Annotated in this window: 21 protein-coding genes and 1 riboswitch; of the genes, 14 read left to right on the forward strand and 7 right to left on the reverse strand. The window is 49.5% G+C overall.

Translation table 11 applies throughout. The features are described from left to right. Window positions 1-41: 41 nt before the first annotated feature. Window positions 42-1241, reverse strand: a complete 1200-nt coding sequence (locus tag C7R93_RS23175; RefSeq protein ID WP_106841032.1) for an iron-containing alcohol dehydrogenase — start codon at window positions 1239-1241, stop codon at window positions 42-44. Between the two features lie 291 nt (window positions 1242-1532). Between C7R93_RS23175 and purC the strand changes: the two genes are divergently transcribed. The 7 genes from purC to purN are packed head-to-tail and all read left to right on the forward strand — an operon-like array spanning window position 1533 to window position 8490. Further along, the gene (purC, locus tag C7R93_RS23180; RefSeq protein WP_106841033.1) at window positions 1533-2252 is read left to right on the forward strand and encodes a phosphoribosylaminoimidazolesuccinocarboxamide synthase; all 720 of its coding nucleotides are present in this window, start codon (window positions 1533-1535) and stop codon (window positions 2250-2252) included. Then, on the forward strand, window positions 2245-2493 hold the full coding sequence (gene purS, locus C7R93_RS23185) for a phosphoribosylformylglycinamidine synthase subunit PurS (RefSeq protein ID WP_106841034.1): 249 nt from the start codon (window positions 2245-2247) through the stop codon (window positions 2491-2493). The genes purC and purS overlap by 8 nt, the downstream gene beginning before the upstream one ends. A gap of 4 nt (window positions 2494-2497) precedes the next feature. After that, window positions 2498-3190 (forward strand): phosphoribosylformylglycinamidine synthase subunit PurQ, encoded by a 693-nt coding sequence (gene purQ, locus C7R93_RS23190; protein WP_106841035.1) that lies wholly within the window; start codon window positions 2498-2500, stop codon window positions 3188-3190. Then, the gene (purL, locus tag C7R93_RS23195; protein ID WP_106841036.1) at window positions 3171-5414 is read left to right on the forward strand and encodes a phosphoribosylformylglycinamidine synthase subunit PurL; all 2244 of its coding nucleotides are present in this window, start codon (window positions 3171-3173) and stop codon (window positions 5412-5414) included. Before purQ ends, purL begins: the two co-directional genes overlap by 20 nt. Continuing rightward, window positions 5399-6817 carry an amidophosphoribosyltransferase gene (gene purF, locus C7R93_RS23200; RefSeq protein WP_106841037.1) on the forward strand — a complete coding sequence of 473 codons (1419 nt, stop codon included), beginning with the start codon at window positions 5399-5401 and terminating at the stop codon, window positions 6815-6817. The genes purL and purF overlap by 16 nt, the downstream gene beginning before the upstream one ends. A gap of 30 nt (window positions 6818-6847) precedes the next feature. Continuing rightward, window positions 6848-7888, forward strand: coding sequence for a phosphoribosylformylglycinamidine cyclo-ligase (purM, locus tag C7R93_RS23205; RefSeq protein ID WP_106841038.1), 1041 nt, complete (start codon window positions 6848-6850; stop codon window positions 7886-7888). After that, window positions 7882-8490 carry a phosphoribosylglycinamide formyltransferase gene (gene purN, locus C7R93_RS23210; RefSeq protein WP_106841039.1) on the forward strand — a complete coding sequence of 203 codons (609 nt, stop codon included), beginning with the start codon at window positions 7882-7884 and terminating at the stop codon, window positions 8488-8490. Before purM ends, purN begins: the two co-directional genes overlap by 7 nt. Before the next feature lie 59 nt (window positions 8491-8549). Here the strand turns inward: purN and C7R93_RS23215 are convergent, their stop codons facing one another. Beyond that, window positions 8550-9485 (reverse strand): magnesium transporter CorA family protein, encoded by a 936-nt coding sequence (locus tag C7R93_RS23215; protein ID WP_106841103.1) that lies wholly within the window; start codon window positions 9483-9485, stop codon window positions 8550-8552. 295 nt (window positions 9486-9780) lie between these two features. After that, a riboswitch (M-box (ykoK) riboswitch) is annotated at window positions 9781-9949 on the reverse strand. A 114-nt stretch (window positions 9950-10063) separates the two neighbouring features. Further along, entirely contained in the window at window positions 10064-12193 is a 2130-nt protein-coding gene (locus C7R93_RS23220; RefSeq protein ID WP_158264048.1) for a sensor domain-containing protein, read from the reverse strand. A 167-nt stretch (window positions 12194-12360) separates the two neighbouring features. Between C7R93_RS23220 and C7R93_RS23225 the strand changes: the two genes are divergently transcribed. The 3 genes from C7R93_RS23225 to purD all read left to right on the forward strand — a co-directional run bounded on the left by C7R93_RS23225 (window position 12361) and on the right by purD (window position 15836). Next, complete coding sequence (locus C7R93_RS23225; RefSeq protein WP_106841041.1) at window positions 12361-12747, forward strand: hypothetical protein; 387 nt, start codon at window positions 12361-12363, stop codon at window positions 12745-12747. Window positions 12748-12928: 181 nt separating this feature from the next. After that, window positions 12929-14479 carry a bifunctional phosphoribosylaminoimidazolecarboxamide formyltransferase/IMP cyclohydrolase gene (purH, locus tag C7R93_RS23230; RefSeq protein ID WP_106841042.1) on the forward strand — a complete coding sequence of 517 codons (1551 nt, stop codon included), beginning with the start codon at window positions 12929-12931 and terminating at the stop codon, window positions 14477-14479. A 79-nt stretch (window positions 14480-14558) separates the two neighbouring features. Then, window positions 14559-15836 carry a phosphoribosylamine--glycine ligase gene (gene purD, locus C7R93_RS23235; RefSeq protein ID WP_106841043.1) on the forward strand — a complete coding sequence of 426 codons (1278 nt, stop codon included), beginning with the start codon at window positions 14559-14561 and terminating at the stop codon, window positions 15834-15836. 59 nt (window positions 15837-15895) lie between these two features. On the opposite strand, the gene C7R93_RS23240 is transcribed toward purD, so the two are convergent. The 4 genes from C7R93_RS23240 to C7R93_RS23250 form a co-directional block, all read right to left on the reverse strand. Then, the gene (locus C7R93_RS23240) at window positions 15896-17104 is read right to left on the reverse strand and encodes an MFS transporter (RefSeq protein WP_106841044.1); all 1209 of its coding nucleotides are present in this window, start codon (window positions 17102-17104) and stop codon (window positions 15896-15898) included. 11 nt (window positions 17105-17115) lie between these two features. Continuing rightward, window positions 17116-17499, reverse strand: a complete 384-nt coding sequence (locus C7R93_RS23245) for a MarR family winged helix-turn-helix transcriptional regulator (RefSeq protein ID WP_106841104.1) — start codon at window positions 17497-17499, stop codon at window positions 17116-17118. Window positions 17500-17669: 170 nt separating this feature from the next. Further along, window positions 17670-17804 (reverse strand): EYxxD motif small membrane protein, encoded by a 135-nt coding sequence (locus C7R93_RS30975; protein ID WP_017249723.1) that lies wholly within the window; start codon window positions 17802-17804, stop codon window positions 17670-17672. Window positions 17805-17822: 18 nt separating this feature from the next. Next, entirely contained in the window at window positions 17823-18362 is a 540-nt protein-coding gene (locus tag C7R93_RS23250) for a YgaP family membrane protein (RefSeq protein WP_106841045.1), read from the reverse strand. 159 nt (window positions 18363-18521) lie between these two features. Between C7R93_RS23250 and C7R93_RS23255 the strand changes: the two genes are divergently transcribed. The 4 genes from C7R93_RS23255 (at window position 18522) to C7R93_RS23270 (ending at window position 24184) form a co-directional block, all read left to right on the forward strand. After that, the gene (locus tag C7R93_RS23255) at window positions 18522-20279 is read left to right on the forward strand and encodes an adenine deaminase C-terminal domain-containing protein (RefSeq protein ID WP_106841105.1); all 1758 of its coding nucleotides are present in this window, start codon (window positions 18522-18524) and stop codon (window positions 20277-20279) included. Window positions 20280-20545: 266 nt separating this feature from the next. Continuing rightward, complete coding sequence (locus C7R93_RS23260) at window positions 20546-21781, forward strand: branched-chain amino acid ABC transporter substrate-binding protein (RefSeq protein WP_106841046.1); 1236 nt, start codon at window positions 20546-20548, stop codon at window positions 21779-21781. A gap of 159 nt (window positions 21782-21940) precedes the next feature. Beyond that, a complete protein-coding gene (locus C7R93_RS23265; RefSeq protein WP_106841106.1) occupies window positions 21941-22891 on the forward strand; it encodes a branched-chain amino acid ABC transporter permease in 951 nt (316 codons plus the stop codon). A 9-nt stretch (window positions 22892-22900) separates the two neighbouring features. Further along, complete coding sequence (locus C7R93_RS23270; protein WP_106841047.1) at window positions 22901-24184, forward strand: branched-chain amino acid ABC transporter permease; 1284 nt, start codon at window positions 22901-22903, stop codon at window positions 24182-24184. Window positions 24185-24188: the final 4 nt, after the last annotated feature.

A 24188-nucleotide genomic window follows, 5' to 3' on the forward strand; every position in this document is an offset into this window, starting at 1 on the left:
CACACCTGAACGAAGGCTTGCCAGTGTGTTTGATGCTTCGCTTACAGGCAAGCCTCGTAGATCGCGATTACATCTGATTCATTCAATTTTCGTGAGCTAGGCAGATACCCGATTCCGCGTCCGCCGATGCGAACCGCTTCTTCTGCCATTTGCGCCAGCGATTGTTTGGTCACGCCAAAGTCAGAGAGTCGTTCCGTAATTCCCATGCGCTCATACCAGCGGCGAACGGCTTCAATCGTTGCTCGTGCTGCTTTCGCTTCGTTCTCCTCGGTAACTCCAAAGCAATGACGTCCCATACGGGCTAGTCTCTCGGGCCGGTCTTGCAAAATCACCTGTTCAAAATAAGGCAAGGACAGGATCGCCAGTCCACGACCGTGAGCCATATCATAAATCCCGCTCAGCGGATGCTCGACTCCGTGAAGAGGCATTCCAGCACCACGACCGCCAGCAGCGAATGGACTGATGCCCAACGTGCTCGCCCACAGCAGGGTGGAACGCGCTTCTGCGTTGTCTGGTTGTTGGATCGCTGTGATGGAGTGCTCGACGACGAGGCGAATGAGAGTTTCGGAAATGCCGTCTTGTACGTGGGTTCCTTCCGTGCTGATCAAATAGTTTTCAAACAGATGCGAAAAGATATCGGCGCAAGATTCCGCTGTGACGCGAGCCGGAACGGTAAAGGTGATAGACGGGTCAAGAATGGCAATCTTCGGGTAAAGTGCTGGGCCGTTGATTGAAGATTTTTCATGGGTGCCCCAATGAGTCAGGACGCTGATATGGTTTGCTTCCGAACCTGTAGCGGCTACTGTCGGGACGGTCATGATCGGCAGTGCTTCCTGAACGGGTACCAACAATTGACCAGAGCCGCTCGGATTTCCCCGCATGTAATCGTAAATCGGGCGTCCGGAAATGGCTGCTGCCGCAATTGCTTTGGAGGCATCCATCACGGAACCCCCACCGATAGCCAGGATGAAGTCGCACTGATGCTCACGAACAAGAGCTGCTCCGGCATCAACCGTTGCCGTACGCGGATTCGGCTCAATTTTGTCAAAAACAATATACGCCACTTGAGCTTCCTGCAACAAAGCCTTGGCGCGGTCCAAAAGACCTGTGCGTTTGGCCGCATTGCCGCCTGTGACGAGCAATGCTTTTTGGCCCATCGATTTTGCTCCTTGACCCAAACGTTCCAGTTCGCCTATGCCAAAGTAAATTTTGGTAGGAAAAGACACTTCAAATGGAAACATCTGAAATTCCTTCTTTCACGTATTGGTTGTACCACTGACAAGTTTACCATAAACAAAAGAAAAGAGCCTGCTCCGTGGGCGGGCTCTATGTGCATATGAGGTAGTTTGGATAATGAGTTTGCGAATGTTAGTGAGGTTGAGAAGAAAGATATAGTGTAAATCCCGAACGTTTGTCGAAGTGTATTCCATCATTTTTCGTTGATAAATGCGTATGATTGTGTTTTAATGTAGTTGAAACGTTCGTGAATTAACCGAAACTCAACCTTTTTGACTGGGAAGGTGACTCCTACGGTGGAAAAACAGGAACAACTCTACGAAGGTAAGGCGAAACGTATTTATCGGACATCTTTATCTGATCAGTACTGGGTAGAGTACAAAGACGACGCAACAGCATTCAATGGAGAGAAACGGGCGCAAATCACCGGAAAAGGTGAGCTGAACAACCGCATTACGGCAATCTTTTTCACCATGCTGAAGGAGCGGGGCATCGACAACCATTTTGTCCGTCTGCTGTCCGCCACAGAGCAAGTTGTTCGCAAAGTGGAGATTATCCCTTTGGAGGTAGTCGTTCGCAATATCGCAGCAGGCTCATTGGCCAAGCGTCTTGGCATGGAAGAAGGAACTGTGCTTCCGCAGCCCGTTGTCGAGTTTTACTATAAGGATGACGCACTGGGAGATCCATTGGTGAATGCCTCCCATATCAAAGTGTTGGGGATTGCGAGCGAAAGTGACCAAGCGACACTTGAGCGCATGGGGCTGGCTGTAAACGAGGTTCTGGTGCCTTACCTGCGCGAGCGCAACATTACCTTGGTCGATTTCAAACTAGAATTCGGAAAAACAACGGACGGGGAGATTCTCCTCGCCGATGAAATATCCCCAGATACATGCCGTTTCTGGGATTCGGTAACGAATGAAAAGCTCGACAAAGACCGCTTCCGCCGCGATTTGGGCAATGTGGAGGAAGCTTACAAAGAAATGCTTACGAGACTAGGAGGAGACGTACATGTTTAAAGCTGTTGTTTATGTAACATTGCGCGAGAGTGTTTTGGACCCGCAAGGACACGCTGTAAAAGGTGCTCTGCACACCTTGGGTTTTGATGAAGTAAACAATGCGCGTATCGGGAAGTACTTGGAGCTGGAATTGAACACTTCTGACCGTGCGCAAGCAGAAGAGCGTGTACGTGAAATGTGCGAAAAGCTGTTGGCCAATACGGTGGTAGAAGACTATCGCTTTGATATCGTGGAGGGCTAGTGATATGCGAGTAGCCGTTATCGTCTTTCCAGGCTCGAATGCCGACATTGATTTGTTTAACGCAGTTGAAGACGTAATGGGAGTGCCTGTGGATTACGTATGGCATTCCGATACGGATCTTTCCAAATATGATGCAATTCTTTTGCCAGGCGGATTCTCGTATGGAGATTATCTGCGCTGTGGTGCGGTCGCTCGTTTTTCACCCGTCATGGAGCAAGTGGTGAAGGCGGCAGAAGAAGGCAAGCTGATCATGGGAATCTGTAATGGCTTCCAGATCTTGACCGAAGTTGGGCTGTTGCCAGGAGCTCTCTTGCGTAACCGTTCACTGAAATTCCGTTGCAAGCTGTCCGAATTACGTGTGGAAAACAACGACACCTCCTTTACCCGTGATTACGCGGCTGGGGAAGTGATCCAAATTCCGATCGCACACGGCGAAGGAAACTACTACTGTGATGAAGAAACGCTGGCGAAGCTCACAGCGAACAATCAGATCGTTTTCCGCTATCATGGCGAGAATCCGAATGGTTCACTGGAAGACATCGCGGGCATTTGCAACGAACGCGGAAACGTACTCGGCATGATGCCTCACCCGGAGCGTGCCGTCCACTCTTGGATGACTTCCGATGACGGACGCCGCATGTTTACCTCGATCCTGAAGACTTGGAGGGAACAGAACAGTGTCACAACTAACGCATAAAGAACCGACAGCCGAACAAATTGCCGATCAAAAACTATACAAAGAAATCGGTCTGACTGACGAAGAATATCAGCGTGTCGTCGAAATTCTCGGCCGCAAGCCGAACTGGACGGAGACAGGTCTGTACAGCGTTATGTGGTCGGAGCACTGCTCCTACAAAAACTCCAAGCCTGTTCTGCGTCGTTTCCCGACAAAAGGACCTCGCGTTTTGCAAGGACCAGGGGAAGGTGCGGGCATTGTCGACATCGGGGACAATCAGGCGGTCGTTTTCAAAATCGAAAGCCATAACCACCCATCTGCGATCGAGCCGTACCAAGGTGCTGCGACTGGTGTGGGAGGTATCATCCGTGACGTATTCTCGATGGGCGCGCGTCCGATTGCGCTGCTGAACTCGCTTCGATTCGGGGAGCTCAAGTCTCCACGTGTCAAATACTTGTTCGAAAACGTCGTTGCAGGTATCGCAGGCTACGGGAACTGCATTGGGATTCCGACTGTGGGTGGCGAAGTGAATTTCGACCCTACGTATGAAGGCAATCCGCTTGTTAACGCCATGTGCGTCGGCTTGATCGACCACGAGAAGATTCAAAAAGGGGTAGCGTCCGGTATCGGCAACCCTGTTATCTACGTTGGTGCAAGCACGGGGCGCGACGGTATTCACGGGGCGACCTTCGCATCCGAGGAGCTCACGGAAGAGTCAGAGAAAAAACGTCCGGCGGTACAAGTCGGCGATCCATTCATGGAAAAGCTCCTGCTGGAAGCGTGCCTGGAGTTGATCGACACGGGTATCGTCGTCGGGATTCAGGACATGGGAGCGGCTGGCTTGACGAGCTCCAGCTCCGAGATGGCGTCCAAGGCAGGTAACGGGATCGAGATGAATCTGGACCTGGTGCCACAGCGCGAAGCTGGCATGTCTGCATACGAAATGATGCTGTCTGAATCACAGGAGCGCATGCTCGTCGTCGTTGGAAAAGGTAAAGAGGCAGAAGCCATCGCGATTTTTGATAAATGGGGCTTGGCATCCGCTGTCGTGGGTAAAGTAACGGAAGACAGCAAGCTGCGCCTGTTGCATCAAGGTGAGGTAGTAGCCGAAGTGCCAGTAGACAGCTTGGCAGACGACGCACCTGTGTACCATCGTCCATCTGCAGTGCCTGCTTACTACGAAGCGAACGCGAATGTAGAAGTGCTAGCAGCCATCCATGAACCGAAAGATCTGAATGTAACGCTGAAAAGCTTGCTGGCTCAGCCAACAGTGGCGAATAAAGCGTGGGTATACGAGCAATACGATCACATCGTGCGTGCAAACACAGCTGTAAAGCCTGGTTCTGATGCTGCTGTTGTCATGGTGCGCGGTACTCGCAAGGCCCTTGCGATGAGTACGGATTGCAACGGTCGCTATGTGTACCTCGATCCAAAAGTGGGCGGTGCCATTGCAGTTGCAGAATCTGCACGCAACGTCGTCTGCTCTGGTGCAGAGCCGCTGGCGATTACGGACTGCTTGAACTTCGGAAGTCCGGAAAAGCCTGAGGTGTTCTGGCAATTTGAAAAATCGTGCGAGGGCATGAGCGAAGCGTGCGTAGCACTCGATGCTCCGGTCATCGGCGGAAACGTATCCTTTTACAATGAACGCAGCGGTGACGCGATCTATCCAACCCCAACAGTAGGAATGGTTGGCTTGATCACCGATGTTGACCATATTACGACTCAGGATTTCAAAAACGAAGGCGACGCGATCATCCTGTTGGGCGAGACCTTCGCTGAGCTGGGCGGCAGTGAGTATCAAAAGATGGCTACGGGTAGCATTTCCGGACGTCCTCCACAAATCGATCTGACCAAGGAAGCGGCTGTGCAAAAGCTGGTTCTCACAGCGATTCGCCAAGGTCTGGTGAACTCCGCACACGATCTGTCCGAAGGCGGTCTGGGTGTTGCGCTGGCTGAATCTTGCTTCGGCAAAGGCTTCGGTGCGCAGGTGGCTCTTGCGTCCGAGCTGCGTACAGACGTGCTCTTGTTCAGTGAATCTCAATCTCGCATCTTGCTCAGTGCTTCTGGGGAGCAAGCGGCGGCGATTCTCGCATTGGCAGGTGAACATGGCGTACCTGCTCTAAACATCGGTACGGTCGGCGGCGATCGTCTGGTAGTAAACGTGAACGGTACAGAAGTGATCAACGCTTCGACTCAAGAGGTGAAAGCAGCCTGGAAGGATGCGATTCCATGTTTGATCGGGTAATCTGGGACAAATTGAACGAAGAATGCGGAGTCTTTGGCATCTACAACCACAAAGAAGCATCCCAATTGACCTATCTAGGTCTGCACGCCCTTCAACATCGCGGTCAGGAGAGCGCAGGTATCTGCGCCTCCGACGGCGAGAAATGGTATAAGCACCGCGGTATGGGGCTCGTGTCAGAGGCTTTTGGCAAGGGCGATCTGGAGAAGTTCAGCGGTCATATCGCAATCGGCCACACCCGTTATACGACTGCTGGCTCCAGCAAGATTGAAAATGCCCAACCGCTCTTTTTCCGCTATGCACAAGGCAGTATGGCTGTTGCCCACAACGGGAATCTCGTGAATGCCGCCGTGCTTAGAAAAGAGCTGGAAGCAAAAGGCTCCATTTTCCAGACGACCAGTGACACAGAAGTTATCGCGCATCTGATCGCCCGCTCTGAATGCAAGGATTTGCCGGGAGCGGTAAAGGACGCCCTGCAATACATCAAAGGAGCGTATGCGCTTCTCGTCATGAACGAGAATCAACTCGTGATCGCCCTTGATCCGAATGGCTTGCGTCCGCTGTCATTGGGACGACTCGGAGATGCGATCACTGTCGCTTCAGAGACTTGTGCGTTCGATATCATTGGCGCGCAGTATTGGCGTGATGTGCAACCGGGCGAGCTGATCGTCATCGACAAGGATGGCATTACCGAAAGCAAGTTTACCGAAACAACACAGCGTTCGATTTGTACGTTTGAATACATTTATTTTGCCCGACCGGACAGCGACATCGATGGAATCAACGTCCACATGGCACGCAAACGTCTGGGTAAGCAGCTGGCATTGGAATCCGCAATTGATGCTGATGTCGTCACAGGTGTACCGGATTCCAGTATCTCTGCTGCTATCGGATTTGCGGAAGCGACAGGAATTCCGTATGAAATCGGCTTGATCAAAAACCGCTATGTCGGACGCACCTTCATTCAGCCGAGTCAGGAGCTGCGCGAGCGTGCTGTCTATCTCAAGCTGTCTGCAGTTCGCAAGGTAGTGGAAGGCAAGCGCGTCGTCATGATTGACGATTCCATTGTTCGCGGTACGACGAGTAATCGGATCGTCCGTATGCTGCGTGAAGCTGGCGCCAAAGAAGTGCATGTGCGTATCAGCTCTCCGCCCGTTATGAATTCTTGTTTTTACGGCATCGACACCTCGTCGCGTGAGGAACTGATTGCGTCGACCAAATCAGTAGAGGAAATTCGTCAAATCATTGAGGCTGATTCGCTGTCGTTCTTGTCTGTTGAAGGAATGATCGATGCGATTGGCCGCACAGATTCGGCTCCCAATAGAGGGCACTGCCTCGCATGCTTTAACGGAGAATATCCGACAGAGATTGAGTTCGAAGAAGCGCTACCTGCGCTCAAATGCTAATACAAGCACCTCTTGCAAGGGGGAGAAACGATGAGTGAAGCATATAAACAAGCTGGCGTAGACATTGATGCGGGCAACGAAGCCGTCGAACGCATGAAAAAGCATGTGAAGCGGACGTTCCGCCCGGAAGTTATGACTGATTTGGGCGGGTTCGGAGCGCTGTTTCGCCTGGATACCAAAAAATACGAGAAACCCATTCTTGTTTCCGGCACAGATGGGGTAGGAACCAAGCTGAAGCTGGCTTTTGCCATGGACAAACACGATACAATTGGCATCGATGCGGTCGCCATGTGCGTCAATGACGTTGTGGTTCAAGGGGCAGAGCCGCTCTTTTTCCTCGATTATCTGGCAGTAGACAAGGTCATTCCGGAAAAAATCGAAGCGATTGTCAAAGGGATCGCGGAAGGCTGCTCGCAGTCCGGCTGCTCGCTGATTGGCGGGGAGACTGCCGAGATGCCTGGCATGTACGCAGAAGGCGAATACGACATCGCAGGCTTTACCGTAGGTGTCGTGGACGAGAGCAAAATGATTACGGGAGCGTCAGTGGCAGCAGGCGATGTACTGATCGGGCTGGCTTCTAGCGGCGTGCACAGCAACGGTTTCTCGCTTGTTCGCAAGGTGCTTTTGGCAGACAAGGGCATGTCCCTGCATGATCATGTAGACGTTTTGGGCAAAAAGCTCGGCGAAGAGCTGCTGACCCCAACCCGCATTTACGTGAAGCAAGTGTTATCCGTTCTGGAATCACATGAAGTGAAGGCTCTGGCACACATCACTGGCGGTGGCTTTACTGAAAACATTCCGCGCGTGCTTCCAGAAGGAATGCAGGCTGTGATCAACGTTGGTTCCTGGCCGGTGCTGCCGATCTTTGAGCTGGTACAAGAAGCTGGTAACATCTCTTACCCGGATATGTACAAAACGTTCAACATGGGTATTGGCATGATGCTCGTCGTGAAGCCGGAAGACGCAGTGAGTGTTACGGAAAAGCTGCAAGAGTTGGGAGAACAGGCGTATTTGATCGGACATATGCAAGCGGGAGAGCGCAAAGTCGTATACAACGGGGTGGAATGGTGAGAAAGTTGGCCATTTTCGCCTCAGGCAGCGGCTCCAACTTTGAAGCGATCGTGCAGGCTGTACAGGACGGAAAGCTCGCAGGTGTAGAAGTTGCCTTGCTCGTGTGCGACAAGCCCGGTGCCAAGGTTTTGGATCGCGCAGAGCGTTTAGGGATCGAGACCTTTGTTTTTCAACCGAAGGAGTATGCCGACAAGGCTGCTTTTGAGCAGGAAATAGTGGCGCAGCTCCAAAAACGCGATATATCGCTGGTTGTGCTGGCAGGCTACATGCGGTTGGTGGGCGAGACCCTTTTGTCATCCTACGAAGGAAAAATCATCAATCTGCATCCGTCGCTTTTGCCTGCGTTTCCAGGAAAAGACGCCATTGGTCAGGCACTCGCTTACGGGGTAAAGATAACGGGGGTAACGGTACATCTGGTTGATGCTGGTCTGGATACAGGGCCGATCATTGCCCAGATATCCGTAGCGGTACAAGAAGCAGATACGGCTGAAACTTTAGCGGCTCGCATCCATGCCGTGGAGCATGAGCTTTTGGTGAAGGTCATTGGCCTTTTGGTAGACGAAAGAGTAAAGCTTGCGGGGCGGCTTGTCCAGCTGGCGTAAATCGAGCGATAAAGAAAAAACCGACATCCTTTTATGATGTCGGTTTTTTGCCTTTCGTTTTAAAAATATCTCTTCCTCCAAAACAGAAGGGCTGTTACGGACGTAATGGTGGTGGACATAATCATAATGATCGTGAATGCGTGTGGATGATCCTGAAAAGGAAGCGCGACGTTCATACCGTAAAAGGTGCCGATCACCATAGGTAACGTGATGACAATGGTAATGGCGGTCAACAGCTTCACTACGCGATTCAGATTGTTGGAGATGACAGATCCGAAGCCATTCATGATGTTCCCTAAAATGGCGGTATAGATCTCCGTCATTTTGATGGCCTGTTTCGTTTCAATTTTGACTTCTTCCAGCAGTGCCTTATCTTCCTCGTACATTTTCAAATAACTGCCGCTCCGAAGCAGGGAGATCAACAGACTGTTCGTCTCCAGGGACGTTGAAAAATAAACGAGGCCTTTCTGTAATTCAAGCAAGGTGAGCAGTTCATTGTTTTTGGTAGATTGTCGCAACGATTTTTCCAGCGTTTCTGTCTGCTTGTTGATTTTTTTCAAGTAATGTAAATAATCATGCGACGTATTCGATAAAATTTGCAGGACGAACCGGTTACTCATATGCGTGTGAAAGTTTTTCACTTTCCCTTGGACGAACTCATTCATGACAGCCGTTTCTACCAGACAAACGGTTAAGATATAATCTTCCATCACCATGATTCCCAGTGGAACCGTCGTATAGTTGTCCTTCGTCCCTTCCTTCGTGGAGATCGGGATGTCCACGTAAAGCATCACGCGGTTTCCGTCCTTGTCGATTCGCCCTATTTCTTCGTCATCCAGGGCGTCCTGCAAAAAATCAAGGTCAATCGCCAACTCCCTGACGACTTGTTGCTTTTCTTGCTCAGAAGGATCGGTCAGATGGATCCAGCAGCCTTTTTCAAATTGATCTAGTACTTCTATTTTTCCCATGGCATTCGTTTTGTAAATGTTCAACATGGTTTTCTCATCCTTTCGCATATAAAGGATCGGAGGAATACGACCATGTTGCGCAAGCATGCCTACATAAACATACTTAGATACACTCGTCCCATAAAAAAGGAGAATGTCAAATAAGGTATGGGGAACATGCAGCAGCGCCACAAGGCCGGAAAATCCTCCGTACACAATCATGATTGCAGTTATTCATTCGGCAACTTGGACTACTGTCCATAAAAACGTTCCCCCCTTTCGAAATAAAAGACCCTCTAGCGGGAATCTAGAGGGTTAGAAAAGTGCACAAAATAACACCACTTTTTCTCCCCCTATCAGAGCTTTGACACTATACAACGTAAAGGAAACATTCCTTAGCCACCTTAAGAAAAGCCTTAGTTCGGCAGTTCCTGTTCTACCCATTGGCATCTTTCGATATTTCCGGGCAGTGGCCTATGTTTGTATAGGAGCCTCACCTAACGAGGATGAATGATTGACTTTGTCTTCGTATTCCTTTCACCAGTATTTGTCAATCATGTTTTCTCGTCCTACATGCATGTTATTCATGTTCTCTCATACGGTGTCGGCTTCTAACTGTGATCGACTCACCCTATTTTTGCTGCGTTGTTTGCTAACAACCATTCACATTCCGTTGCCGAAATGGGTTTGCTGAAATAATAGCCTTGAAAAGTGCTGCAGCCAAGCGAGCGTAAAAATTCCAGCTGCGCTTCTGTCTCTACGCCCTCAGCTACTAGAGAAAGGCTCAAGCTATGCGCCATGGCAGCAATCGCAGACACGATGGAAGTATTCGATGTGTTGGTGGACATGTTACGCATGAAAGACTGATCTATTTTCAAAGAGTTGATGGGGAGTGACTGCAAGCAGCTTAAGGAGCTATAGCCAGTCCCGAAATCATCGATGGAAATATGAATCCCCATGTCTTGAAGTGCCTGAAGACGCGGGATGACTGTATCGAGTCGATGCATGGCAATACTCTCGGTAATTTCAAGTTCAAGGTAAGCAGGGGAAAGCCCTGTCTTCTGCAACGTTTGCTGGACCATTGTCACCAGATGCTTGTCTTGCAACTGGCGCATGGACAAGTTTACGGCGAGACGTACAGGTGGCAAGCCTTGTTGCTGCCACTCCATGCATTGTTGGCAGGCTTTTTCCAGTACCCATTGACCAATTGGGTTGATCAAGCCTGTCTCCTCGGCTAGGGGAATGAAATCAAGAGGGGACACGATTCCGTATACAGGATGCTGCCAACGAATCAAGGCTTCCAGGCCGACAATCTTTTCATGATCGTACTGCGGCTGGTAATGCAGCTGAAACTCGTTGTTATCCAATGCTGTTCGAAGACCGGCTTCCAGCATCATTTTTTTGGCGAGAGCGATATTCATTTCGGGGAAAAAAAACTGAAAGTTGTTTCGACCGTGTTCTTTGGCTTGGTACATCGCTGTATCTGCATTTTTTATCAAGGTCTCAGCGTCTGTCCCATCTTGAGGGAAGAGACTGATGCCCATACTGGTAGTAACAACAAAACTTTGGTTGCCCAAAAAGATCGGAAAGATGAGCTTTTGCATGAGTTTTTCAGCAAAATGCATCGCTTCCTCGTGAGCCATTCCTGGAAGGATGATCGTAAATTCGTCCCCGCCTAGACGGCAAACGGTATCATGAGGACCGACGCTGTCCCGCAAACGGTTGGCAATTTGCGTAAGCAGACTATCCCCGGTGGAATGGCCGAGTGTATCGTTAATGTATTTGAAGCGATCCAGATCCAGAAACAGGATCGCTAGCGGCTGTGCTTGGACAGAGGCATGGACGAGCGAATCTTCCAGCTTGCTTTGGAATAAGGAGCGATTGGGCAATCCCGTCAGCGTATCATGGTAGGCAAGGTAGTGAATCACTCTCTCGGTTTCTTTGCGCTTGGTAATATCTTTGGCAATGACAAAATAACCGACATTAGTCTCGTTTACGACGATAGGGATGACGGTGGCGTTGAGCTCAATTCGCGCTCCATTTTTATGAAACACAGAAAGATCGTAATTATCGGATGCGCCTTTTTGTGCATGACGTGATAGCGAGAGGACGCGCTTGACGCCTTCTCTGTCCATCAACTGTTGAAAGGACTGGTTGCGAAGATCGATCAGGCTGTAGCCTGTCACGACTTCAAACGCCGGATTCAGATTCAAAAACCTGCCTGCCAGATCAAGCCAGCACACGAGGTCCGGGTTGTGCTCAAACAGTGATTTGTAGCGCTGTTCGCTAACCTCCAGCCGTTGCTCAGCCCATTTGCGCTCCGTAATATCGTGTGTGACGATCAGGGCACCAACGGGCTCGCCAGATGATTGGGTGAGGAGCTTCCCGTTGGCTACGAGAATCGATACGGCTTTTCCACTCGGCTGTGTCCATATTTCCTGGCCATTGACGATTTCCCCGCGTAATACTCGAACAGACGGCAACTCCCCAAAAGCTACAGGAGTAATGCCGTCTGGATGATAAAAGGTAGAAGAGCCGTATGTTTGCTCGTGCATATTTATCGATTCGGACATGCCGAATTGTTTGGCAGCTTTGTTGAAAAAAAGGACATGGCCGTCAAGCCCGTAAACGGTCACCCCTGCTTCCATATGCTCCAAGATCGGTTGTAAAAGAGTTTCATGAAGGGTAGAGGACGACAAAGCACCCAAAGAACCGTCAACAGGCGGAGAAAACAGAGAATTTCGAATAAAGTTCATGGGGGCCCCCGGACTGTTGGATTTTGTTGGTATCATTCATGTTAATGAAAGTGAAAATCATTGTCAATATTTGGGCAGCTTTCCATCCTCCGCGAATCGTGACAAACCAAATCGGTTCTCGTGACATACAGTAAGAGAGGGATATTCCCACAAAGGGAGGGGCCGACTTGAGCGAAGATTTTGTTTCGAACTTGCTCGATAAGCTAAGCCAAAAAACAGGGCGGCAATGGACGCTTAACGATATTATGAAACTCGCGGAAAAAATGCCGAAGGGCGGAGCCAACGTAGATGCGCTGCTCGATGAGCTGGGAAACATGGGATTCGAAGTGCCAGAGGAGACGAAAGAGCGCGTCAGGGATCGCGTAAAGGACGGCAATTCCATCTCCATGGAAGAGTTAGGGAACTTAATGCCCAAAGAAGTAAAGGCGAGAAGCCGCAAGTCGAAGAAGCCGATCAAGCCAATCAAGCCAATCAGGGCGACTGCCAAAAGCAAACCAGTCGCGCTGTCGAATCGCATCAAAAAGCTATCAGGAAAAGGCAAGAAAAAACGATAATTTCATCAAAGGAAATGTAGGTGTATGCAGTCGCGAGTGCCGAACAGGCATGGGCGGCTGCGTTTGTTTTCCTGACGAAGCTATTGATAAAAACGTACAATTATTTTATAATATGTAAGTATTGTTCGTGTTTTGGTCAATAGTTTCTCATGTTTTCACTAAAAGTCAGGAGGTTCTATCCGTGAGTGTGAAAAAAGCGTTGATCAGCGTTTCTGACAAGACAGGATTGATTCCGTTTGCCCGTCGATTGGTAGCCGCCGGGGTACAGATCATCTCTACCGGGGGTACGGCTTCTCTCTTAAAAGCAGAAGGAGTTCCCGTCATTGGCATTTCTGAAGTGACTGGATTTCCAGAAATTTTGGACGGTCGCGTCAAAACGTTGCATCCCAATATCCACAGCGGCCTCTTGGCTGTAAGGGACAGTGAAGCGCATGTGCAGCAACTAAAAGACCTTGGGATTGAAACCATTGATCTGGTTGTCGTAAACCTTTATCCTTTCAAGGGAACGATAGCGAAGCCAGACGTGACATATGAAGATGCCATTGAGAATATTGATATTGGTGGACCAACGATGCTGCGTTCTGCTGCGAAAAATCACGCGTTCGTCAGTGTAGTGGTCGATGCAGCCGATTATGAAAAAGTAGCAGAAGAAATTGAAGCAAATGGCGATACTACGCTAGAAACCCGCCGCAAGCTGGCTGCAAAAGTGTTCCGTCATACTGCTGCCTATGATGCTTTAATCTCTCGCTATTTGAGTGAGCAGGTGGGCGAGCTGTTGCCAGAGAGCTACACGGTGACTTACGAGAAAGCACAGGATTTACGCTATGGAGAAAATCCACATCAACGTGCAGCATTTTACCGTGAGCCGTTATCGGATCAGTTGAGCATCGGGAATGCTACTCAACTGCAAGGAAAAGAGCTTTCCTATAACAATATCAATGACGCAGATGCAGCGTTGGCAATTGTACGTGAATTCGCTGAACCTGCAGTCGTTGCGATCAAGCACTCCAATCCTTGTGGAGTAGGGATCGGCACTGATATTCGCGCCGCTTACCAAAAAGCGTACGAAGCAGACCCTGTCTCTATTTTCGGTGGTATCGTGGCAGCGAACCGCTCGATCGACCGTGATACTGCACTCGCGATGAAAGAGATTTTCTTGGAGATTATCATTGCCCCTGACTTCACCGAAGAGGCGTTGGCTGTCCTGGCTGAGAAAAAGAACCTGCGTCTCTTGCGTATTCCTGCACTGAATGAACCAGCCAAAAAAGTGGACAATCTGTTCCGCGTGGCTCCTGTTGCAGGCGGGGCGCTCATTCAAGACTTCGACTACAAGCAGCTGGAAGAAAGCGAGATTCAAGTGGTCACAGACCGTAAGCCTTCGGAAGAGGAACTGGCACAGCTGAAATTCGCCTGGAAGGTCGTCAAGCACGTGAAATCGAATGCGATTCTCTTGGCAAAAGACAATATGACTATCGGCGTGGGTGCAGGTCAGATGAACCGCGTTGGGGCAGCGAAAATCGCCATCGAGCAGGCAGGTGCATTGGCAAGTGGCGCAGTAATGGCCTCGGATGCGTTTTTCCCGATGGGAGATACCGTGGAAGCAGCAGCCAAAGCAGGGATTACCGCTATCATCCAGCCAGGTGGCTCCATTCGCGACCAAGAATCGATTGATGCTTGTAACCGAGCGGGCATTACGATGATCTTTACCGGCACTCGTCATTTCAAACACTAGGAGAGGTTATTCAAAGTAACGTTCGCCTTTTTTAACACGTACTAAAGAGTGGATCACCTCTCACACAGGAGGAAATACGATGAAAATATTAGTGGTTGGTGGCGGCGGTCGAGAACATACGATTGCCTGGAAGCTGTTGCAGAGCTCCAAAGTGACCAAGGTATACTGTGCCCCAGGAAATGGGGGAACCGCTCAAATTGCACAAAACGTGCCGATTGGCGTTTTTGATTTTGCTGCACTGGTTCAATTCGTCAAAGATGAGGGAATTGATCTGACTGTCGTTGGCCCGGAAGATCCGCTGCTGGCGGGTATTGTGGAATTTTTCCAGGAGCGCAATCTGCCGATCTATGGCCCGAGCCAAAAAGCGGCCATGATCGAGGGCAGCAAGTCTTTTGCGAAAAGTTTAATGAAACGCTACGAGATTCCGACGTCTGCCTATGAATCGTTCCTGGATTACGAATCGGCGAGTGCGTACGTAAGAGAACAGGGTGCTCCTATCGTTGTCAAAGCGGACGGCTTGGCAGCGGGGAAAGGGGTCGTCGTCGCAGAAACGGTGGAGGAAGCAGAAGAGGCACTCCGTCAGATCATGCAGGAAAGCGTCTTTGGTGAAGCGGGAGCGCGCGTGGTCATTGAGGAGTGCATGTTCGGCGAAGAGCTGTCGCTGCTGTCTTTCGTCGATGGAGAGACGGTAAAGCCGATGATTACCTCCCAGGATCATAAGCGAATTTTCAATGATGACCGAGGCCCCAATACAGGCGGCATGGGAACATACGCCCCGGTACCGCAAATGTCTACTGAACTGGTAGACGAGATCGTCAAAACGATTGTCCAGCCGATGGCGTCAGGAATGGCCAAGGATGGCATTCCGTTCAAAGGCATTCTCTACACAGGTCTGATGATTACGGAGCAAGGCCCGAAAGTCGTGGAGTTCAATGCGCGTTTTGGCGATCCAGAGACACAGGTGCTCTTGCCGTTGCTCGAAACAGATTTGCTCGATATTTTTGTCGGAACAGTCAATGGCGAGCTCGATGCAGTCGATGTGACGTGGCAAAAAGGAAGTGCTGTCTGTGTCGTCATGGCAGCGCCAGGTTATCCGGGAGATTATCCAAAGGGTGCGTTGATTCACAGACTGGGTCAGGCAAACGAGGGAGCTACGGTGTTTCACGCAGGTACGAAGGAAACCGAGGAAGGAATCGTTACGAGCGGTGGCCGTGTGCTTGGCGTCGTGGCAACAGGAGCGGATTTGGCTCAAGCGCGTGAGACAGCATATGCGAAGGTGCAAGGGATCTCGTTTGACGGGGCGCAGTATCGCACGGATATTGCGGCACGAGCGATGAAGTATCAGCAAAAGGGATAAAATAGTGAAAGCTGTTCCTTCTGTAGAAATTTCTACTTAAGGAACAGCTTTTTTGGTTACTACATCCCAACGTTCTCACTCGCAATCGCCGCTTTTTTCGCTTTTGCCGCAGCCAGCTGTGAGAGGAAATAAACGATGAGGAACAGCAGCAAGCACGCTGCCGACCAGCGGTACATGACAGAGTAGCTCGAGTGTGTCGCGATGACACCCAGGAGCACAGAGCCGACCGCGATACCCAGATCGATGGAATTAAAGAACAGTCCGTTCGCCATGCCGCGTTGCTCAGGTGTGACGACCTTCACCATCCATGCCTGGATCGATGGTTGAATCATACCATAGCCAAGCCCGTAGAAGGCAGCAGAGACGAGCAGCAAGGACTCTGTCGTCGTCAAGGATAGGAGCAAGAGGCTGACCCCGACGAAGATCGCACCGGGAGGCAGGACAGCGATATGCCCTTTGCGATCATATAGCTTGCCGGAAAAAGGACGAATCAACACCATCGCCAATGCATTCGTAAGGAAAAACCAGCCGACATTCTCAATGTGGGCTTCTTTTCCGTATAGGGCCAAAAAGCTGAGAATCCCGCCATACGTAATGGACAGACAAAAATTCAGTCCAGCTGGGAGTAGCAGCTTTTTATCATAAAACCGGCGAATGCCTGTGACGGAGGGCGTATTTCCAGACGACACAGGAAGTCGATCATACGCACGAATGAAATGCATCAACGGAAAAATAATAGCAACCAGCAGCACAAGAACCATGAGCATCGATCCGAATCCAAACCAATTCAATAGACCAAGTCCAATCATCGGACCGAGCGCCATAGCCAAGCTGGTCGATAAGCCGAAATACCCCATGCCTTCGCCGATCCGTTTGGCAGGGATCACATTGGAGACAATCGTCGGAAACGTCGTGCTGCCCATCCCAAAGCCGATGCCAACCAAGATTCGCAGCATAAGAAAGAAAACAATGCTTCCCGCCCAGTAATAGCCCGCGCTAAAAATCGCGACGAATCCAAGCGCTGCGATCGCCAAGATCTTACTGTTTTTCGTTTTCAACGCTTCCCCTGTATACACCCTTGCGATCACTGCTGCAAGTGAAAACAAGCTAATGACCAGACTGACAACAAAATCATTGGCCTGATACGTTTCCTTCACATAGGCAGGAAATGTAGGGGTCTGCATTTGAACAGTGAGAAACAACAACAAATTGCATACAGTTAACAGGACAAAATCTCTCGTCCACAGTCTCTCTCTACTCTCTCCCAATGTTGTCACTCCTAGTCTGTTGTTTTTCTATTGATGTTCTCGTTAATCGCAAGCAAGATTTCCCGCAAGAAGGCCAGCTTTTCGGGAGAGATCCCTTCCAATATGTCTGCAACGGCACGAGCCTCTATGGGAATCGCTAGTTCAATCCATTCCCGTCCTTTCGGGGAAAGGGTAATGATGTAGGCCCTGCGGTCTTGTTGGCTCAGTGTCTTTTCAATCAAGCCTTTTTTGGCGAGTGTGTCTAAAATGCGTGTCATGGAAGGCTGATCCTTGGCCGAGCGCTGGGCCAGTTCTTTTTGATTGATGCCCTCTTCTTCTCGTAGCCGATAAAGGACGGCAAACTGCTCCGTGGTCAAATCAAACTCCTTTAAAAAAAGGGAAACATAATGAATCATTCTCCGGTATGTATTTCCAATGAGAAATCCAACCGGTTCTTTTTGCCAATGATCGATCAGGAGAATGACCCTCTTTCGCTCGAAAATACTTGCAATGACAATTATATGCATAACAAGTAATTATGTAAATGGAAAAACCGCCCGATGACAGGCGGTTGGTTGCTTCTCCTTTACTGACGATATCTTCCTTTTCTTCTCGACGTTCGAAAGAAGTAATATCCCATCACGCCGATGACGCCAATGATCATGGCAATAACAAAGAAGTTATGTGACATCCACTCATACATCTGGGAGCCGACAAGCATATGCAGTGCCTCCTGTTCTTACCTGTACGTGGGATTGCGAGTGCTGCTGTTGTTATTTTCTTGAGAACGAAAAGAGATGAACTCCCGTGCGGCCTTTTCGAGAAGTTGATCCTCGGGGGTAAGCTTCGCGTTTTGCTGATTGTCGATTGGTTGTTTTTCCTGGTTCGCTGATCTTTGCGGGCTTGCAGAATACTGTATGTTTGCCTTATTCGTTGTCGCTGAAGTGTTGCTTGCATCATCTTGGCTATTGTTCGAGCCTTTGATGGGCGCAATACTCATGGAGCGCGTGAACTGATTGACCGCCATCTGCACACCTTTTTTCTTGAGCTGATCCATCATGCCCTGCATGCCATTCCCTTTTGTCGTATTGATGCCCATCGCTGCATACATCGGACAAAAGCGCGTAGCCCCTTCTGCTACTTTCATTGCTGAAAAAGCCATGAGTAGCCATGGAGCGTTGTTTGGGCGACGGCTCATTCTTCCGATGCCGTATGCCAAGCCTAACAGACCGCCAGTCATGCGAATTATGGCATCAGTTCTACCTACGTTTTTATGCATGAGTGTTGTCCTCCTGTCGCAATTACTTCTATTTCGTAGTCTGTGATGAAGGGCGACAAGACACCCGTGGGAATTGTTACTACCATCACCAAGCTGGCAGGGGAAAGATTTATGGGTAGCGAAGCTGTAGAGAGCAGACCAGCAAGGAGAGAAGAAATGATGCGCATACGAGCCATATCAGATCGTGAATACTTGAACATGATTCGCGTGAGCAGACGCCAGGCACCCGCCAGCATCTGGATAAAAGGCGCAAGTGTTCTCAATGTGTATACAAAAGAATGGCAAGAGCATCACGTCGTAGTGGCAGGAGAACGCATTGCTTATGTAGGTGAAAAAGAGCCGTTGGTCAATGAACAGACCGTGATCATCGAGGCGTCTGGGCAATATCTCGTGCCGGGATACATCGAGCCTCACGCGCATCCGTTTCAATGGTATAACCCTTACACGTTGGCTGACTTTGCTCTGCAAACGGGAACAACTGGAATGGTGTCGGACTCGTTAATGCTCATGCATCTGCCCTTTTCGCAAACGGCAGCGATTATGGATTCTCTGGCAGCACATCCGGTGAAGCAATTTTTCTGGGGCAGACTCGATCCGCAGACAGGGAAAGCTCATCCAGCGTTCACCAAAGAAAGCTTGGCGCGAATGCTGGAGCATCCACGCGTGATCCAGGGAGGGGAGTTGACCAATTGGAGCGGTGTTTTACAGGAGGATGAAACGCTGCTTTTTGGTTTGAAGCATACGCGGGATATAGGCAAAAAGATGGAGGGGCATCATCCGGGAGCTTCTTACGAGACATTGAACATTGCGGCAGCGGCAGGGGTTACTGCTTGTCACGAGGCCATTAATGCAGCCGATTTGCTGTCTCGCATCCGTCTAGGAATGTATGCGACACTGCGCCATTCCTCCATTCGCCCTGATCTGCCAGAGCTGGTGAAAGGGTGGCTTGCGCTCGGGGTGCCATGGTCATCACGCATGATGCTGACATCCGATGGAAGTACGCCGCCTATGCACCGCGACGGGTTCATGGATAGTACAATTCGTGTGGCCATCGAAGTAGGGATGCCGCCAGAGGAAGCGTATGTTATGGCGTCGCTAAACCCGGCTGTCTATTATGGGCTGGACGCAGAGATCGGAGGAATTACGCCGGGCCGAATCGCGGATATGCTACTGTTGACGGCAAAGGATCAACCGACACCATTAATCGTGATTGCGAATGGACAACTGGCGGCAGAAAAGGGAACCTTGCTCGTCCCAACCGTTCAGCCACAATGGGAAGAAGCTTCGTTACGTTTGAATGATCCCTTGAAAAAACAGGCACATCCTGATTGGTTCCGCCTGCGGCCAGATGAAGACGGCAAGGCCCCTATACTACAGATGCTGAATGCCGTTATCACGCGGTTTTCGCTAGAGGACATGCCCGTTGACAAGGATGGATATGTATCTTTACAACAAGATCCACAGTTGGCGTTGATTGCCACTATCGATGCGACTGGCGGCAATCGAACACTGGCAGTCCTGCGCGGCTTCGGTGAGCATCTCGAAGGGCTGGCTAGCACCTATTCAGCGTCTGGCGATTGGATCGTAATCGGACGTGATCCCCAAGCAATGGCGCAAGCGCTGGAGCGTGTTCGGGAAATAAAGGGCGGAGTCGTCTTGATAGATGATGGAAAAATGATTTGCGAATGCCCATTGCCTCTTGCTGGAAAATTCACGTCTGCGCCAATGGAGGAAGTGATCAGCATGGGTCAAAATTTGGTAAATCAGCTACGTTCCAAAGGTCATGTCCATCTCGATCCTATCTACTCTCTTTTGTTTTTTACAGCTACCCACTTACCCTATGCGCGGCTTACGGCGAAAGGGATTGTAGACATCAAAAGCGGTCAAATCATCGTCCCGTCAGTCCCTCTATCATGAGGGATTTTTTTTATGAAAAATGTCTCGACATTTTTCATAAAACTGAACACACAAACGATCATCGATCGTTTGTGCATCAATGATATATGTATATAAAATATATTTTACTTCTTGTAAATTATCAGATTTATTTTAAAATAAAAACATCCAAGTCTCATTTATCTTTGTCCCCGAGATTCATAGTTTTTGAAAGTCGCAACCTGGCTAGCGAGGTAGATGAACTGGGTAACGAGAACAAAGAATGATAAAAGGGGGCTTCATTCTGAATGAAAAAGCGTTCTTATGTCGGGGTTTTATCTGCGGTATTGGCTGCGAGTATGGCGTTAACAGGTTGCGCAGGAAACAGTAATTCAAGCGGCGGAAGTAACGCAAGCGGGGGGCAAAGCCAACCAGCTCCAGGCAACAGTGGTGGCGGAACGACCGAGGGTGGCCTCATCAAAATTGCCACACAATCCCCTCTGTCTGGGAGCAATTCCGCTGTGGGAGATGCGATTAAGACTGGCGCAGGTTACGCTCTCGAACAGCGCAAAGAAGAGTTCAAAAAACTCGGCTTTGATCTCCAGCTCTTCCCTCAGGATGATCAAGGCGACCCGAAAATTGGGGTATCCAATGCAGAGATGCTTATCTCTGATCCCGATGTGTACGGTGTAGTTGGGCACTATAACACAGGTGTTGCGATTCCATCGTCTGTGAAGTACGAGGAAGGTAAGCTGGTCATGGTATCCCCAGCAAATACAGGGGTGAAGCTCACGGAGGAAGGCAAGAAAACCGTCCATCGAATCTGTGCTCGCGATGACGCGCAAGGACCAAAGGCTGCTCTTTATGCGAAAAATACACTCGGTGTAAAAACGGCCTATATTATCCATGATAAGACAGCATACGGCCAAGGTCTGAGCGATCAAGTGAAGCTGCAATTTGAAAAGGATGGAGTCCAAATCCTTGGCTTCGAGGGCATTACCCAGGGCGAGAAGGACTACAGTGCGGTACTGAACCAGGTAACGGTGAAAAACCCGGACATCATCTTTTTCGGCGGTCTTTACCCAGAAGGTGGAATTTTGATCAAGCAAGCTCGTGAAAAAGGATTCAAGGGATATTTTATGGGTGGCGACGGTTTGGATTCTTCTGATATGATAAAAATAGCCGGTGATGCCGTCGAAGGTGTTGTCTTTACGTCAGTAGCAGGGGACGTAACGCAAACCGAAGAGGGCAAGAAATGGGCTGAAGAGTACAAAAAAACCACAAGCAAGCCTCTGGAAACCTATTCCGTCTACGGATTCGACTCCATGAACGTCATCCTCAATGGTGTCTTGGAAGCTGCCAAAGCGAACGGAGGCAAAAAACCAACCCGCGAGCAAGTCCTAGATGCAGTCCACAAAACCAAAGATTTTCAGGGTCAATTCACCAAGGTTACCTTTGATGAAAAAGGTGACAACACAAATGCAGATGTATTCATTTACAAGTATGACAAGGACAAATCCATTTTCGTAGGCAAGGCCGAGTAATCACACCACACAACGCGCACACACTCCCATGCCTCATATCAGGATAGGGGGCTGCACGTCGGTGTTGGCCCCTTTTCCACGAGAAAAACACGTCCAATCAACGGAATGAATGCAGAAAATTTGTACAAGATCTACAAGAGAAATGAGGGATGGGAAAGCATGATCAATATTTTGCCTCAGGTGTTGGTTGACGGATTGACACTTGGATTTATGTACGCAGTCGTAGCATTAGGCTACACAATGGTTTACGGGATTTTGGAAATTATCAACTTTGCCCATGGAGACATTTTTATGGTCGGAGCCTTTATCGGTACAGAGGTATTATTGATCTCTGATGCGCTAGGGGCACTTGAAGGTATGAATCCATTTGTCGCACTTTTCATAACACTCATAATTGCCATGGTATTAACTGGTGCTTTGGGGGTAGGAATTGAGAGGGTTGCCTATCGACCATTGCGCGGAGCACCTCGTCTTGTGCCGTTGATTTCGGCGATTGGCGTATCGTTTTTGCTGCAGGACCTTGTACGTTTTACAGAAGCACTTGCTCGTAACGAGTTTTATCTGAACAGTCCCGCTCTTTTTACAGGTTCGATTCCATTAGGAAGTATTGCTACGATTCCAACAAAAGGCTTGATCGTAATTGTAATTGCGATCGTCATGATGATTGCATTGACGTTGTTTGTGAATAAAACAAAGTGGGGAATCGCCATGCGCGCCGTCGCACAAGACCAGAGTACGGCTTCGCTGATGACCATAAATGTAAATAAAGTAATCATGCTTACGTTTTTGATTGGATCTAGCCTGGGTGGCGCGACAGGTGTGCTGTTTGCGCAAAACTACGGGACGATCGATCCGTATATCGGTTTTATTCTCGGTTTGAAAGCATTTACGGCTGCCGTACTCGGTGGGATTGGAAACCTGCGTGGTGCGATGATCGGTGGCGTACTCCTCGGTCTTCTGGAATCCCTGTCCGGTGCCTTTATGGGGCCATTGACCAACGGAGCCTTTGGTGCAGAGTACAAAGACGTGTTTGCGTTCAGTATTTTAATTCTCGTGCTTCTCTTCAAGCCGGAAGGACTGTTTGGCGAAGCTGTAAAAGAGAAAGTGTAGGTGAAATAAATGGCGAATCTCGCTTGGAAATCATTTAAAGGCATTCCGCTCGTATTCACGTTGATCTGGATTGTAGCTTTTTCTGCCGCGTTGTACCTCATGGATAAATCGGTCATCGCGTTTCTCGGCATTCTTTCTTCCATTGTGCTTGTCTATTACACCAATGCCTCCAAAACGATCAAAATGGTGATTGGTGCTGTGGTTCTCCTTCTGATCATTCCGTTGGTAGCGGGTGAAAACCGATACTACATGGAAGTAGCTTCACAGGTAGGAATCTACGTAGCGATGGCTTTGGGCTTAAATATCGTAGTAGGCTTTGCTGGTCTGCTTGACTTGGGTTACGTCGCATTTTTTGCAGCCGGGGCGTATGCATATGCGATTTTCTCGACCTCGCAAGCGAATGAGTTTATTGCAGGGAATCTGTTCCCGCTCTCCGGTGAGTGGTTTTGGCCATTTCTCATTGTCGGCTTGATTGTGGCTGCTATTTTCGGAATATTGCTAGGATTGCCAGTTCTCAGAGTAAAAGGGGATTACCTCGCGATCGTGACCTTGGGCTTCGGTGAAATCATTCGCATTGTCTTCAACAACCTGGACAAGCCCATCAACATCACCAACGGTCCGCAGGGAATCACGCCAATTCCGTCTCCTGAGCTGTTTGGGATCAAAATGGGGACGCCGTTTTACTTTTACTTCATCGTCTTGTTTGTAATTGCCTTTATCGTTTTGGCGAATATACGCTTTGAGCATTCGCGTTTGGGACGTGCATGGATTGCGGTACGTGAGGACGAGCTGGCTGCCCAGTCGATGGGGATTTCCTTGTTGAATACCAAGCTGGCTGCATTTGCATTGGGTGCTTCCTTCGCTGGTGTCGTCGGTGTTATCTTTGCGGCCAAGCAGACGTTTATCGATCCTACTTCCTTTACGCTGATGGAATCGATCGGGATATTGGTCATGGTCATTCTGGGTGGTAGTGGCAGCATTCCAGGGGTTGTACTTGGTGCCGCTTTTGTCACGATTTTGCAGGTACAGCTGTTAAAAGAATTCTCCAACTTCCTGCACGGTCTGCAAAACGCAGGGATCATCAGTTTGCCTAACCAGCTGGACCCATCCAAGTTCCAGCGACTCATTTTCGGAATTATGCTCATTCTCGTAGCCTTGTATCGTCCTAACGGATTGATTCCGGCCAAACGGAAGAAAAACGATCTCGATGCGATCAAAAATAGCGAGTTTGGCAAAGAAAAGCTGGGGATTCTCGGCAGACTGTCCCAATTGACTTCTGGGAAACAGTCATAGCGGA

The organism is Brevibacillus fortis, from assembly GCF_003013395.1.
Taxonomy (GTDB): domain Bacteria; phylum Bacillota; class Bacilli; order Brevibacillales; family Brevibacillaceae; genus Brevibacillus; species Brevibacillus fortis.

What these genes read in the sequence shown, in the direction of transcription:
- C7R93_RS23175 (WP_106841032.1), bottom strand. Translation starts at nt 1,241, where the DNA reads ATGTTTCCATTTGAAGTGTCTTTTCCTACCAAAATTTACTTTGGCATA.
- purS (WP_106841034.1), top strand. Translation starts at nt 2,245, where the DNA reads ATGTTTAAAGCTGTTGTTTATGTAACATTGCGCGAGAGTGTTTTGGAC.
- purQ (WP_106841035.1), top strand. Translation starts at nt 2,498, where the DNA reads ATGCGAGTAGCCGTTATCGTCTTTCCAGGCTCGAATGCCGACATTGAT.
- purF (WP_106841037.1), top strand. Translation starts at nt 5,399, where the DNA reads ATGTTTGATCGGGTAATCTGGGACAAATTGAACGAAGAATGCGGAGTC.
- purM (WP_106841038.1), top strand. Translation starts at nt 6,848, where the DNA reads ATGAGTGAAGCATATAAACAAGCTGGCGTAGACATTGATGCGGGCAAC.
- purN (WP_106841039.1), top strand. Translation starts at nt 7,882, where the DNA reads ATGGTGAGAAAGTTGGCCATTTTCGCCTCAGGCAGCGGCTCCAACTTT.
- C7R93_RS23215 (WP_106841103.1), bottom strand. Translation starts at nt 9,485, where the DNA reads ATGTTGAACATTTACAAAACGAATGCCATGGGAAAAATAGAAGTACTA.
- C7R93_RS23220 (WP_158264048.1), bottom strand. Translation starts at nt 12,193, where the DNA reads ATGAACTTTATTCGAAATTCTCTGTTTTCTCCGCCTGTTGACGGTTCT.
- purD (WP_106841043.1), top strand. Translation starts at nt 14,559, where the DNA reads ATGAAAATATTAGTGGTTGGTGGCGGCGGTCGAGAACATACGATTGCC.
- C7R93_RS23245 (WP_106841104.1), bottom strand. Translation starts at nt 17,499, where the DNA reads ATGATTCATTATGTTTCCCTTTTTTTAAAGGAGTTTGATTTGACCACG.
- C7R93_RS30975 (WP_017249723.1), bottom strand. Translation starts at nt 17,804, where the DNA reads ATGCTTGTCGGCTCCCAGATGTATGAGTGGATGTCACATAACTTCTTT.
- C7R93_RS23250 (WP_106841045.1), bottom strand. Translation starts at nt 18,362, where the DNA reads ATGCATAAAAACGTAGGTAGAACTGATGCCATAATTCGCATGACTGGC.
- C7R93_RS23255 (WP_106841105.1), top strand. Translation starts at nt 18,522, where the DNA reads ATGCGCATACGAGCCATATCAGATCGTGAATACTTGAACATGATTCGC.
- C7R93_RS23260 (WP_106841046.1), top strand. Translation starts at nt 20,546, where the DNA reads ATGAAAAAGCGTTCTTATGTCGGGGTTTTATCTGCGGTATTGGCTGCG.
- C7R93_RS23265 (WP_106841106.1), top strand. Translation starts at nt 21,941, where the DNA reads ATGATCAATATTTTGCCTCAGGTGTTGGTTGACGGATTGACACTTGGA.
- C7R93_RS23270 (WP_106841047.1), top strand. Translation starts at nt 22,901, where the DNA reads ATGGCGAATCTCGCTTGGAAATCATTTAAAGGCATTCCGCTCGTATTC.